This window comes from Microbacterium sp. 5K110 (assembly GCF_005774735.1).
Classification (GTDB): domain Bacteria; phylum Actinomycetota; class Actinomycetes; order Actinomycetales; family Microbacteriaceae; genus Microbacterium.
In genome coordinates this window covers 1-12,894 of the sequence record NZ_VBUM01000006.1, presented here as the reverse complement: position 1 = coordinate 12,894, position 12,894 = coordinate 1, and the positions used below count along the sequence as shown (strand labels likewise).

The 12,894-nt window shown below is 70.6% G+C and carries 11 protein-coding genes; 5 read left to right on the top strand and 6 right to left on the bottom strand.

Translation table 11 applies throughout. From position 1 onward, the window contains the following. The first annotated feature begins 6 nt into the window (after positions 1–6). On the top strand, positions 7–1,464 hold the full coding sequence (locus tag FE256_RS02945; protein ID WP_138172743.1) for a sugar porter family MFS transporter: 1,458 nt from the start codon (positions 7–9) through the stop codon (positions 1,462–1,464). A 69-nt stretch (positions 1,465–1,533) separates the two neighbouring features. Here the strand turns inward: FE256_RS02945 and FE256_RS02940 are convergent, their stop codons facing one another. The 3 genes from FE256_RS02940 to rsmI are packed head-to-tail and all read right to left on the bottom strand — an operon-like array spanning position 1,534 to position 4,889. Further along, positions 1,534–2,451, bottom strand: coding sequence for a TatD family hydrolase (locus tag FE256_RS02940; protein WP_138172742.1), 918 nt, complete (start codon positions 2,449–2,451; stop codon positions 1,534–1,536). Further along, a complete protein-coding gene (gene metG, locus FE256_RS02935; RefSeq protein ID WP_138172741.1) occupies positions 2,448–4,022 on the bottom strand; it encodes a methionine--tRNA ligase in 1,575 nt (524 codons plus the stop codon). Before metG ends, FE256_RS02940 begins: the two co-directional genes overlap by 4 nt. Before the next feature lie 48 nt (positions 4,023–4,070). Next, the gene (gene rsmI / locus FE256_RS02930) at positions 4,071–4,889 is read right to left on the bottom strand and encodes a 16S rRNA (cytidine(1402)-2'-O)-methyltransferase (protein WP_138172740.1); all 819 of its coding nucleotides are present in this window, start codon (positions 4,887–4,889) and stop codon (positions 4,071–4,073) included. 22 nt (positions 4,890–4,911) lie between these two features. Here rsmI and FE256_RS02925 point away from each other — a divergent pair, with 22 nt between their 5' ends. Then, positions 4,912–6,477, top strand: a complete 1,566-nt coding sequence (locus FE256_RS02925; RefSeq protein ID WP_252370882.1) for a dolichyl-phosphate-mannose--protein mannosyltransferase — start codon at positions 4,912–4,914, stop codon at positions 6,475–6,477. A 4-nt stretch (positions 6,478–6,481) separates the two neighbouring features. Beyond that, entirely contained in the window at positions 6,482–7,243 is a 762-nt protein-coding gene (locus FE256_RS02920; protein ID WP_138172738.1) for an AAA family ATPase, read from the top strand. A 39-nt stretch (positions 7,244–7,282) separates the two neighbouring features. Here the strand turns inward: FE256_RS02920 and FE256_RS02915 are convergent, their stop codons facing one another. From FE256_RS02915 to FE256_RS02905, 3 genes are all read right to left on the bottom strand, one after another. Beyond that, complete coding sequence (locus FE256_RS02915) at positions 7,283–8,374, bottom strand: hypothetical protein (protein WP_138172737.1); 1,092 nt, start codon at positions 8,372–8,374, stop codon at positions 7,283–7,285. Positions 8,375–8,447: 73 nt separating this feature from the next. Then, the gene (locus FE256_RS02910) at positions 8,448–10,265 is read right to left on the bottom strand and encodes a thioredoxin domain-containing protein (RefSeq protein WP_138172736.1); all 1,818 of its coding nucleotides are present in this window, start codon (positions 10,263–10,265) and stop codon (positions 8,448–8,450) included. Between the two features lie 14 nt (positions 10,266–10,279). Further along, positions 10,280–11,116: an aldo/keto reductase gene (locus FE256_RS02905; protein WP_138172735.1), complete on the bottom strand. Its 837-nt coding sequence runs from the start codon at positions 11,114–11,116 to the stop codon at positions 10,280–10,282. A gap of 41 nt (positions 11,117–11,157) precedes the next feature. Here FE256_RS02905 and FE256_RS02900 point away from each other — a divergent pair, with 41 nt between their 5' ends. Together FE256_RS02900 and FE256_RS02895 are read left to right on the top strand one after the other, a co-directional pair. Beyond that, complete coding sequence (locus FE256_RS02900) at positions 11,158–11,505, top strand: hypothetical protein (RefSeq protein WP_252370881.1); 348 nt, start codon at positions 11,158–11,160, stop codon at positions 11,503–11,505. A gap of 8 nt (positions 11,506–11,513) precedes the next feature. Then, positions 11,514–12,758 (top strand): LCP family protein, encoded by a 1,245-nt coding sequence (locus FE256_RS02895; RefSeq protein WP_138172734.1) that lies wholly within the window; start codon positions 11,514–11,516, stop codon positions 12,756–12,758. Positions 12,759–12,894 lie beyond the last annotated feature (136 nt).

The window sequence follows — 12,894 nt, the reverse complement described above, 5'->3', positions numbered from 1 at the left end:
GAACGGGTGAGCCAGACGCAGTCGATACCCGCCAACGCCTTCACCATCCGCAGCCCCTACGGGCGACGAGCGATCGTCCTCTCGATCGCGGCGGCGGTGGGCGGCTTCCTGTTCGGATTCGACTCTTCGGTGATCAACGGCGCCGTCCGCTCGATCGAGTCGGACTACACGAAGGAGCCGATCCTCACCGGCTTCGTCGTCGCGATCGCCCTGATCGGCTGCGCCGTCGGCGCGATCGCCGCGGGAGCGCTGTCCGATCGCTACGGCCGGCTGAAGGTCATGATGGTCGGCAGCGGTCTCTTCCTCATCTCGTCGATCGGATCCGCGCTGACCTTCAGCGTTCCCGATCTCATCGTCTGGCGCGTGCTCGGCGGACTCGGCATCGGCATCGCCTCCGTCGTCGCCCCGGCGTACATCGCCGAGGTCGCCCCTCGGCAGATCCGCGGAAGCCTCGCCTCCCTCCAGCAGCTCGCCATCACACTCGGCATCTTCGCCGCCCTCCTCAGCAACGCCCTGCTCGTGGCGGCCGCCGGCGGCAGCGCCGACAACATGCTGTGGTGGGGCTTGGACGCGTGGCGCTGGATGTTCCTCATCGGGGTGATCCCCGCCGCCGTGTACGGTTTCCTCGCTTTCACGATGCCCGAGTCGCCCCGGTACCTTCTGGCCCGCGGGCGCACGGAGGAAGCACGCGAGATCTTCGCCCGCCTCGTCCCCCCGGCCGACCTCGAGAAGACCGTCAAGGACCTCACCAGCGCCATCGAGAGCGACCGGAAGAACAAGGGCGCCTCGCTCGCCGGTCCCGCCCTGGGGCTGCAGCCGATCGTGTGGATCGGCATCATCCTGTCGGTGTTCCAGCAGTTCGTCGGGATCAACGTCATCTTCTACTACTCGACGAGCCTGTGGCGCGCGGTCGGTTTCGACGAGAGCAACTCGCTCCTCATCGGCGTCATCACCTCCGTCACCAACGTGCTCGTGACGCTCATCGCGATCTGGCTCGTCGACCGAGTAGGACGTAAGCCCCTCCTGCTCGTGGGCTCCGCGCTCATGGCGATCTCACTGGGAACGATGGCGCTGGCCTTCTCGTTCGCGGTCGGTGAGGGTCAGGACGTCTCGCTCCCGGGCGCCTGGGGCCCCGTCGCGCTCGTGGCCGCCAACCTGTTCGTCGTCGGCTTCGGCGCCTCGTGGGGCCCGCTCGTGTGGGTGCTCCTCGGAGAGATCTTCCCGAGCCGCATCCGTGGCAAGGCGCTCGGTGTCGCCGCCGGTGCGCAGTGGTTGGCGAACTTCCTCGTGTCGTGGACCTTCCCGGCGCTGGCGGACTGGTCGCTGACGATCACGTACGGTGCGTATGCGTTCTTCGCGGCACTGTCGTTCGTCTTCGTGTTGTGGAAGATCCCCGAGACCAAGGGCATGGAGCTCGAGCAGACCGAGACGCTCTTCGTGAAGAAGCCCAAGACCCGGGCCTGACACCCGCTCCGCCTCACGATCGACGGCCGGCCTCCCGCGGGAGGCCGGCCGTCGATCGTGAGGCGCGGATCAGAACTCCCCGTAGACCTCGAGCGTGTTCGCCGCGACCTGCGCCGCGAGCTCATCGGCATCCGTCCCGAGCTCGGCGGCGAGGAAGCGCAGCGTCACCGGGATCAGGTACGGCGCATTCGGGCGACCGCGGAAGGGCGTGGGCGTGAGGAACGGCGCGTCGGTCTCGACGAGGATGCGCTCGCGCGGGGTGACGGCGAGGGCGTCGCGCAGGTTCTGCGCGTTCTTGAACGTGACGTTGCCCGCGAACGAGAGGTAGTAGCCGCGGTCGGCGGCGACCCGCGCCATCTCGACATCGCCCGAGAAGCAGTGGAACACCGTCCGCTCGGGGGCGCCGACGCGCTCGAGCGTCTCGAGGACCGCGTCGTGCGCGTCGCGATCGTGGATCTGCATCCCGATCCCGTGCTTCTTGGCGAGGGCGATGTGCGCCTCGAAGGAGCGCATCTGGGCCGGGATGCCGTCGGCCTCGGTGCGGAAGAAGTCCAGGCCCGTCTCGCCGATCGCCCGCACCCGCGGCTGGGCCGCGAGCTCGTCGATGACCGCGATCGCGGCATCCAGCTCCCCGGCCTCGTCGTACGCCGGCGCTTCGTTCGGGTGGATCGCGACGGCGGCGAGGACGCGCGGGTGCTGCTCGGCCGCCCACGCCGACCAGCGCGACGAGTCGATGTCGCCGCCGGCCTGAACGACCCCGTGGACCCCGACCGCGACCGCGCGCTCGAGCTGTTCGTCGAGAGAGAGTCCGGTCTCGCCGTCCTCGATCTCGAGGTGGCAGTGGTTGTCGTAGACGGCGACGCCCAGCGGCTCGGGCGCGGGCGGGTAGCTCACGTCGCGGCGGCCGTCCGCCGACCGCTCGCGCACGTACTGACTCGGGTCGCCGCCCTCGATGGTGCCGCGGGGGCGCTCGACGGGCGTGCTCATGCCTGCTCGACGCGCGGGAACAGCGGCGACAGGCCGTTGACCGATGCGCCCGGACGCAGCACGCCCCACGCCCCCGCCTCGCGGAGGGGCTGGTCGTGCAGACGGCCGATGCTCTCGGCGGCACCCAGCGCGACCCACAACTTCTCGGTCGCGATCGGCATGACCGGCGACAGCAGCACGGCCAGGGCGCGCAGGCCCTCGGCCGCGGTATAGAGCACCGTGCCGAGGCGCTCGCGCTGCGTCTCGTCCTTGGCGAGCGCCCACGGCTCGTTCTCGGTGATGTAGGCGTTCAGCGCCGTCACGATCGTCCAGATCGCGTCGATCGCCTCGTCGATGCGGAACCGCTCCATCGCCGCGTCGGCGTGGGTCGCGGCATCCGCCACCGTCTTCTGGATCGCCAGGTCGGCCTCGGTGTAGGCGCCTGCCGGGGGGACGATCCCCTCGAAGTAGCGCTCGATCATCGCGACCGTGCGGGATGCCAGGTTGCCGAACCCGTTGGCGAGTTCGGCCTGGTAGCGGGCCGAGAGGTCCTCCCACGAGAAGGAGCCGTCCTGGCCGAACGCGATCGCCGAGAGGAAGTAGAACCGGTAGGCGTCGGAGCCGAAGACGTCGGTGATCTCGGTCGGCGCGATGCCGGTGAGCTTGGACTTCGACATCTTCTCGCCGCCGACGAGCAGCCAGCCGTGGGCGAAGACTCCGCGGGGCACCTCGAGGCCGGCGGCCATGAGCATCGCGGGCCAGATCACCGCGTGGAAGCGGAGGATGTCCTTGCCGACCACGTGGTACGCGGGCCAGCGGCGGGCGAACTCCTCGGGATCGGTGCCGTAACCGATGGCCGTGGCGTAGTTGAGCAGCGCGTCGACCCACACGTAGATGACGTGCGACTCGTCCCACGGCACCTGGATGCCCCAGTCGAAGGTCGATCGCGAGATCGAGAGGTCCTTCAGGCCGTTCTTGACGAACGACACGACCTCGTTGCGCGCCGAATCGGGGCGCACGAAGTCGGGCACCGAGCGGTAGAGCTCCAACAGCGGCTCCTGGAACTCGCTGAGCTTGAAGAAGTAGTTCTTCTCCTGCAGCAGCTCGAGCGGCTTGGAGTGGATCGCGCAGACCTTCAGCCCCTCGAACGGGCCCTCGCCATCGACGATCTCGGCCTCGGTCTTGAACTCCTCGCACCCGACGCAGTACAGCGCCTCGAACTCGCCCGCGTAGATGTAGCCCCGGTCGTACAGCGCCTGCACGAACTTGGCCACGCGCTCCTCGTGACGCGGCTGGCTCGTGCGGATGAAGTCGTCGTTGGCGACGTCGAGCGTCTTCAGCAGCGGGAACCACGACTCGCCCACGAGCTTGTCGACCCATTCCTGCGGCGTGTGGCCGTTGGCGGCGGCGGCGCGCATCATCTTCTGGCCGTGCTCGTCGGTGCCCGTCAGCATCCAGGTGTCGTCACCGGCCTGACGGTGCCAGCGCGCGAGAGCGTCGACCGCCACGGTCGTGTAGCCGTGGCCGATGTGGGGCACGTCGCTCGGGTAGTAGATCGGCGTGGTGATGTAGAAAGATCGGCCGGAAGTCACCCCAGGATTCTACGGGGGACGGCTCCGCCCTCCGGCCGGTGTGACGCGTCAGCCCTTGACCGCGAGCGCCGCCTGGTACAGCTCGCGCGAGGAATGCCCCGTGAGCGATGCGACCTCGGCCGCGGCCTCCTTGAGCCGCGTCCCGGTGCGAACCAGTTCGAGCACCTGGGTCACGGCATCCGGGAACGCCACCTCGCGTGCGGTTGCCCCGCCGACGACGATCGCGATCTCGCCCCGCACGCCCTCGGCCGCCCAGGCGGCGAGCTCGGCCAGAGTGCCGCGCTTCACCTCTTCGTACAGCTTGGTCAGCTCGCGGCAGATGGCGGCAGGGCGATCGGCGCCGAAGGCGGTCGCCATGTCGTCGAGGGTGGATGCCAGCCGCGAGGGCGACTCGAAGAAGACGAGGGTCCGCTCCTCCGACGCCAGCTGTGCGAAGGCCTTGCGGCGGTCGCCGGGCTTGCGGCGAGGGAACCCCTCGAAAGCGAAACGGTCGGTCGGCAGCCCCGAGACCGCGAGGGCCGCGACCACGGCGCTCGGTCCCGGAAGGACCGTGACGGTGACGCCCGCGGCGGCGGCCGCGGCGACCAGACCGTAGCCGGGGTCGCTCACGGTGGGCATGCCGGCGTCGCTCAGGACGAGCAGGTCGTCCTCGCGGGCCAGCTCCACCAGCTCGGCGGCGCGTTCCTTCTCGTTGTGGTCGTGCAGGGCCAGCAGACGGGGCCGATTGCTCACGCCGAGACCCGCGAGCAGGCGCTGCGTCGTGCGGGTGTCCTCGGCGGCGATGACGCTCGCGTTCTCGAGGGCCTCGACCAGGCGACGAGACGCATCACCCAGGTTGCCGATGGGGGTCGCCGCGAGGATGATCACCGCCCCACCTTATGCTGGGGGCGTGAGTGCCGTCCTGCCGCCCGCTACGACCGCGGAGCCGGCGACGCGCCTCGACCGCTGGCGCGAAGCACTGCTGGAGAGTCCCGGCGGCCTGCGGGTGTGGCGCTGGCTGGCTCCCGCGCTGATCACGGTGTTCGCCTTCGTCGTGCGCGTGGTCAACCTCGGCGACCCGCACCAGCTGATCTTCGACGAGACGTACTACGTCAAGGACTCGTGGAGCCAGTGGGTGCTCGGCTTCCCGTCGACGTGGCCCGAGGGCGCGGACGAACGCTTCGCCGCCGGCGACACCGGTTTCTTCACCGGCGTCGGCAGCTACGTGGTGCATCCCCCGCTCGGCCGCGTGTTCATCGGGGCGGGCATGGCCGTCTTCGGCGCGGACACGGCGACCGGCTGGCGGATCGCCGCGGTCGTGTTCGGCACGGCCACGGTCCTCGCGGTGTACCTCTTCGCGCGGACGCTGACCGGATCGATCGTCTTCGCCTCCGTGGCATCCGGGCTCATGGCCATCGACGGACTCGGGATCGTGCTGAGCCGCGTGGCGCTGCTCGATGTCTTCCTGACGTTCTTCATCGTGCTCGCCCTGTGGTTCGTGGCGCTCGATCGGCGTCGCGCGCTCGACCGCTGGGCCTCCCGCCAGGCGGTGGGCGCGACGTGGGGCCCGGTGTTCTGGAACCGGCCGTGGCTCGTGGCGGCCGGGGCCGCGGCGGGCGCGGCGACCGCCGTGAAGTGGTCGGGGCTCTACGTCATCGCCGCGATCGGCGTGTACGTCGTCGTCTCGGATGCCCTGGCCCGCCGCCGCGCGGGCGTCACGCAGTGGCCCATGGATGCCGTCCGCCAGGGGCTCGTGTCGTTCGTGCTGCTCGTCCCGATCTCCGCGGTGGTCTATCTGACGAGCTGGTCGGGGTGGCTGTTCACCGACGGCGGCTACTCGCGGCATGCCCTCGACACGATGCCGGCCGAGGGATTCTGGGCGTGGGTGCCGCTGCCGCTGCAGAACCTCTGGGCCTACCACGAGGCGATGTACACCTTCCACGTCGGGCTCGCGACGCCGCACAGTTACGCGAGCCCCGCGTGGCAGTGGCCGCTTCTCGTTCGGCCCACCTCGATGTACTGGCACCAGGACACGGTCGGGCAGAACGGATGCCAGCTCCCCGGCGGCTGCACCGAGGCGATCTCGAGCATCGACAACCCGCTGCTGTGGTGGGCCGGCATCGCCGCGTCGGTGTACCTGCTCGTGCGCTTCGTGCTCTTCCGTGACGGACGCTACGCGCTCGTGCTGACGGGGCTCGCGGCGACCTATGTGCCGTGGCTGCTGTACCCCGAGCGCACGATCTTCCAGTTCTACACGGTGGCGATGGTGCCCTTCCTCGTGCTGGCCCTGGCATTCGCGCTGCGCGACATCGCCCGCGGGCCGGGGTCGATGACACGCGCCAGCGGTCAGGCGTGGGTCGTGGTGTTCCTCGCGCTGTGCGTGCTGCTCTCGGCCTTCTGGTACCCGGTCTGGACGGCGCTCCCGGTGCCCTACGAGTTCTGGCGCCTGCACAACTGGCTGCCGAGCTGGATCTGACATCGTGAGCCGCGGCGACGAGTGGCTGCATGACCCGCGGCCGGTCCAGCGGGTGCGCCTGTTCGACGACGCCGCGGTCGATCCCCGGGCGTGGCCCGCCGCGATCCCCGCCGTCGCGCAGTTCCTCGAGGTCGCGGACCGCGACGGCTGGGAGTTCGGCCCGGGCGTGACGTTCCTCGTCGGTGAGAACGGCTCGGGCAAGTCGACGCTCATCGAGGGCATCGCGGAGGCCTACGGTCTGCCCGCCGAGGGCGGGTCGACGAACGGGGGCGGGCAGACCCGCCGCACCGAGAGCCCGCTCGGCGAGTGGCTGCGGCTGGAGCGGAGCCCCCGCGCTCCCCGCTTCGGGTTCTTCCTGCGCGCCGAGACCATGCACGGCTACTACTCGTGGCGCGACGATCTGCCTGATGCCCCGCCGAGCCTGCATCCGATGAGCCACGGGGAGTCCTTCAACGCCCTGCTCGACGAGGCGCTCGACCACCCGCACTACGTCGCCGGTCTGGCGTGCCTCGACGAGCCCGAGGCGGCCCTGTCGTTCTCGTCGACCCTGCGGTGGTTGGCCTCCCTCGACCGCATGCGCTCCCGGGGTACCCAGGTGATCTGCGCGACGCACTCCCCCGTGCTCGCGGCCCTCCCCGGCGCGACCATCCTCGAGCTCGGCGAGTGGGGCATCCGCGAGAGCGCGTGGGAAGACCTGGAGATCGTGCGACTGCACCGGGGGTTCCTCGACTCGCCCGGCCGATACCTGCGGCACCTCCTGGACTGACGGAGCGCGCGTCGAAGGGACGCGCCCCCGGGCCCCGGCTCAGCGGAACATCATCTTCTCGTAGAGGGTGCGACCGCGGACGTGATCGGCGAGGCCGCCGAGGCGGATGTCGAGTTCGGCGTCGGCGGTGAAGTCGTAGTACTCCGGGTGCTCGCCGGCGTGCAGCACCGCGGAGAGCGGCGTGCGATGCGGGCGCATGTCGAGCGCCTCGATGAGCCGAGGCTCGGTCACCGTGAAGGAGATCCGGTCGTCGCCGCGCTCCCACGTCCATTCGAGGCGCGTAGGGTACGTCTGCTGTCCCGGACCGTCGACCTCGCCGCTCGTGGACAGACGCAGGGGAAGCAGATCGTCGGTGAGGGTCTCTTCGCCGCGCGCGAGGTAGAACGTCGGGATCTGGATCTGCCCCAGCCCGAACAGACCCTTCGTGGTCATCTGGACGTACACCAGCGTGTAGTCGCCGATGTGTGCCCGACCCCAGAACCAGTGGTCGAGGAACGACCCCATGAGGTGGTTGCCCCAGTTGTGATCGTGGTAAGCCGTGCCCGCGAGGGTCACGGTCTCGACGCCCTCCGTGATCGTCGCCTCCACGGTGCCGTACGGCACCGGGACGACCCACGCGAGGTAGTGCGACTTCGCGGCGTCGAAGAACGTGATCCCCGCGCCCGGCCGCCAGGAGGGTGCGGCACGCCGGATCGTGACCTCGGCGGACAGTCCCTCGACATCGAGGTGCAGGCGATAGGTGTCGAGGTCGCCCACGACGGTGTTCGAGCCGATGCGGACGTCGCAGCCCTCCGTGGCCGCCGAGAACGTCTCAGCCGGGAAGACGGGCTCCACGTGCGTCCGCGTTCCGTCGGCGTGCTGGCGGATCACGAGCACCGTCGGCGCGAGCGGGCCGCCGGGATCGGTGTGGGGCTTGTTCGAGAACGTCACGACCAGGGTCGAGCCGTCGTCGAACTGACAGTCGAAGTACCACCACTCGAACGTCGAGTCGGCGGCCGCCGCGGCGCGATAGCCGTCCTCCCACGGTTCGACCACGGCGCCGTGGAGGCCGAGGGCGGCCATCCCCTCGCCCTGGGCGGCATCCATCCGGGCGCGGATCTCTGGAGTGTCGGGAATGGCGTGCGCGGACATGGGCTCCTCCTCGAGCGTCGGGTATCCCACATCCTGGCCGAGGACGGGCGGGTCGGCCAGAGCAGACGGGTCCTCAGACCAGCGCCGCGGGATCCGTCGTCGGCAGGGCGCACGTGAACGCGCGGCAGTCGTACGCCGTGGCCTCGCCTCCGCGGGAGACCTTGCCCTCGAACAGCTCGAAGCCGGCGCGGACGAAGTCCTCGGCCTGCTCGGCCGTGAGCACCGCGACGACGTCGGCCGCGACCCGGCGCGCGGCGTCGGCGAGGGCGGCATCCGTCTGGCCGACCACGACGACCTGACGCGGGGGCGTCGCGAGGCCGAGAGCGACGTCGAGGATCGCGCCGTACGCCAGGGGAGCTGCGAGCGCCGCGGGGGCAGCAGCACGGACGAGCGTTTCGGCGGCCTCGCGATACCGCTCCCCCGCCCCGAGACGCCAGAGGTCGAGCGCCGCGGCGGCGAATGCCGAGGGTCCGGAGGGCGCGGCGCCGTCGCTGGGGACGCCCTGCGGCTGCATCCCCTGCACCGCGAGCACGGGGTCGCCGCCCCCGGGCGGACGGATGCCGTCGGCCATGAGGCACGCGTCGACCAGGGCGCGGGCGCGTTCGGCGTACACGACCTCGCCGGTCACGCGCGCGAGCGCGAGCAGGCCCCGTGTCAACCCGCCGTAGTCCTCGAGGGTCGCGGGAGCGGTCGAGCGGATCTCGTCGAGAGAGGCTCGGCGGAGCGTGCCGTCGTCGCTGATGTTGCTCTCGAGCACGGCGTCGGCGGCCCAGCGGGCGGCCTCGATGAACCGGGGATCGGTACGCGCGCCGGCGGCGGCGAGCGCCCCGATCGCGTGGCCGTTCCAGCCGGTGACGACCTTGGCATCCAGGGCCGGCGGCGCGAGCCCGGAACGATCGGTGGCGCGGTAATACCCGCCCTCCGACCGCTCGCCGTCGATGATCGACTCGGAATCCTGCGCGGCGGCGATCCCGCCGGTCGGCAGTTGGAGAACGTCGACGAGGAAACGCGCGGTCTCGGCCGCGGTGGCGTCGTCACCGGCGGCGAGCGCGACCTCGATGAGGCCGGCATTGTCGGTCAGCATGCGCTCGTAGTGCGGCACGGTCCAGTCGCGCCGGGTCGCGTAGCGGAAGAAGCCGCCTTCGACCGGGTCGCGCAGTTCGGAACCGGCCATGGTGTCGAGGGCACGGGATGCCACCCCCGCCGCGTCCGGAACGAGTGCGGCGAGCGCGGGGTGCTGCAGCAGCCGGAGCACCGGGGTGTTGGGGAACTTGGGGCTCTCCAGCGCGGCGCCGGCGGCGAATCCGCCGTACTCGCGGTCCTCCCGTGCGACGACCGACCGCACCGCGTCGGCCAGGGCCTCCGGCCCCGGAACGGTGTCGGCGGCGTCGGAAGCCGCGGCGGCGAGCGCGTCGCGGAGGGCCGCGGCCGTGGCATCCACTTCTCCGCGGCGCTCGGTCCACGCCTCGCGGACCGCGGCGAGCACCTGCCGGAACGAGGGGAGCTGGCCGCGCGGCTCGGGCGGGAAGTACGTGCCGGCGTAGAACGCCCGCCCCTCGGGCGTGACGAACACGGTGAGCGGCCACCCGAGATGCGGGGTGAACGCGGATGCCGCGTCGAGATACGCCGCGTCGACGTCGGGGTGTTCCTCGCGGTCGACCTTGATCGCCACGAACCCGTCGTTGACGAGCGCGGCGGTCTCGGCATCCTGGAACGACTCGCGCGCCATCACGTGACACCAGTGACAGGTGCTGTAGCCGATCGAGACGAGCACGGGCACGTCACGCTCGGCCGCGACGGCGAACGCCTCGGGCCCCCATGGGAACCACGCGACGGGATTGTCGGCGTGGGCCCGCAGGTAGGGGCTCGAGGCGTTCGCGAGGCGATTCAGCGTCGTGTCCGTCGTCAGTTCAGGTCGTCGGGGTGGGTGCCGACGCGGCCCGACCCGTCGCCCGGATCGATGGCGTCGATCGCGGCCATCTCGTCGGCGGTCAGCTCGAAGTCGAACAGATCGAAGTTCTCTTCCAGCCGCTCACGACGCACCGACTTGGGGAACACGATGAGACCGTGCTGGATGTGCCAGCGCAGCACCGCCTGAGCGGGCGACTTGCCGTGCGCCTCGGCGGCATCCTTCACCGCGGGGATCTCGAACAGGTCGTACTTGCCCTGGCCGAGCGGGCCCCACGACTCGATGTGCATGTCGTGCTCGGCACCCCACGCGCGGATCTCGCGCTGGCTGAGCGCGGGGTGCAGCTCGATCTGGTTGACCACAGGGGTCACGCCCGTCTCGGCGACGATGCGGTCGAGGTGCGGCACGAGGAAGTTCGAGACGCCGATCGAGCGCGTCTTGCCCGCCTCGCGGATCTCGATCATCTTCTGCCACGCGTGGACGTAGTTGTCGTTCTTCGGCGTCGGCCAGTGGATGAGGTACAGGTCGACGCTGTCGAGGCCGAGCTTCTGGAGGCTCTCGTCGATCGCGGCGTGCGGCTCGTCGCCGTCGTGGCGGTCGTTCCAGAGCTTCGTCGTGACGAAGAGCTCGTCACGGGCGATGCCGCTGGAGGCGATGGCGCGGCCCACGCCCTCTTCGTTCTTGTAGATCGCGGCGGTGTCGATGTGGCGGTAGCCGACCTCGAGGGCCTCGGACACGGCGCGCTCGGCGTCGTCGGCGGGCACGAGGAACACGCCGTAACCGAGCTGGGGGATGGAGTTTCCGTCATTGAGCTGGACAGAGGGAACAGTCATGTCCCCCAGCCTAGGAGGGCCGGGCGACCGCGGGTCCGGGGTTGACGCCGTTCACGTGCGGCATCACGGGCGTCGACGACTTCGAGGGCAAGCGCATCACGATGGACGACATCGACGTGATCTCGTACGAGGACACCGCCGGTGCCATGCTGCAGGACGCGATCTGGGCCGACACGAAGCGCCTCGCGGACGACCCCGCGTACGCCGACGCAGCCACACGGTTCCTCAAGGCCGTCATCAAGGGCTGGGTGTTCGCGCGCGACCGCCCGGGCGTGCGCGCCCCGGGCGTGCGCGCGTCCCCCGTGCGCCAGCTGTGGCAGATGAACGAGGTCCACAAGCTCATCTGGACCGCCCCGTGTCGCCGTCCGTTCCCGGGAGGGCGTGGTTGACTACCCGGATGACGCAGCCCCCGGCCCAGCACGCGCGCCGTCAGCCGACCTCGGGCTGGCGACGCGGAGCCAAGGCGCTCGCCATCGTCGTGACGGTCGTCGTCGTGGCCGCCGTCGCCGTCGGCGGCTTCTACGCCTGGTCGCTGACGCAGCGGCTGCAGGAGGCGGCCGTGCCCCTCAAGGACGCCCCGGCGCAGCCACCGGCGCTGAGCGCCTACGCGGATTCCTTCGCGGTGCTGGTCGTCGGCACCGACGAGTGCGACGACCAAGTGCGAGAGGCCTTCGGGGCGCGCTGCTCCGACCCCGAGAACGAGGGCACGCGCAACGACGTCAACATGCTCGTCCACGTCTCGACCAACCCCCGCCGGGTCACGGTCGTGTCCTTCCCCCGCGATCTTCAGCTGACGATCCCCGAGTGCACCGCCCCGGACGGATCGGTGTTCGGCGGCACGTTCAAGGCCCCGATCAACAGAGCGTACGAGTACGGCGGCCTGACGTGCGTGGCCGATACCGTGTCCGAGCTCAGCGGGCAGAGCATCCCCTTCGCCGCGAAGGTCAGCTTCGGCAACGTCGTGAACATCACCGACGCGATCGGTGGCGTCGAAGTGTGCATCGGCGGTGAGGGCATCGACGACCCCGACGCGGGCATCGACTGGGAGCCGGGTCCGCGCGTGGTGACCGGCTACGACGCTCTCGCGTTCCTGCGCACGCGCAAGGGCATCGGCGACGGAAGCGACCTCGCCCGCATCGGCAACCAGCAGCAGTACCTGTCGCGCTTGGTGAACAAGCTCCGCAGCGACGAGGTGCTCTCCAACCCCGGCACGCTCATCGGCTTGGCCAACACCGCGGTGAACAACATCACGCCCAGCGAGAGCCTGGCCGACCCGATCCGCATCGCTCAGCTGGCCTACACGCTGAAGGACGTCCCGTTCGACGACATCACGTTCGTGCAGTTCCCCGTCCTCGACGACCCCGACGACCCCAACCGCGTCGTGCCCGACGAGGCCTCCGCCGCCGTGCTGTGGGATGCGCTCGCGCGCAACGCGCCGCTCGCGCTCACCGGTGAGGCCGGATCCAACGGCGGCGTGATCGCCGACCCGTCGGCACCCGCCCCGACCGAGTCGGCGCCCGTCGAGACCACCCCGGCCCCGGATGCCACGGACGCGACGGCCGGGCCGGACGTCGTCGAGCTGCCGAGCAACGTCAACGGCTCGAAGGCCACCCAGGCCACCTGCTCGGCCGGCAACGGCTGATCCGGCATCCCGCCTCGCGAGGGCGTCAACCCCGGACCGCTTCGCCACGGACGCGCGGCGCATGCGAGACGATCGACGAGTGAAGATCCTCACGCGCTCCACTCTCCTGCTCGCGCTCGCGGCCCTCGCCCTGACC

Coding starts and splice junctions, on each gene's coding strand:
- FE256_RS02940 (WP_138172742.1), bottom strand. CDS start 2,451: ATGAGCACGCCCGTCGAGCGCCCCCGCGGCACCATCGAGGGCGGCGAC.
- FE256_RS02915 (WP_138172737.1), bottom strand. CDS start 8,374: ATGTCCGCGCACGCCATTCCCGACACTCCAGAGATCCGCGCCCGGATG.
- FE256_RS02905 (WP_138172735.1), bottom strand. CDS start 11,116: ATGACTGTTCCCTCTGTCCAGCTCAATGACGGAAACTCCATCCCCCAG.
- FE256_RS02895 (WP_138172734.1), top strand. CDS start 11,514: ATGACGCAGCCCCCGGCCCAGCACGCGCGCCGTCAGCCGACCTCGGGC.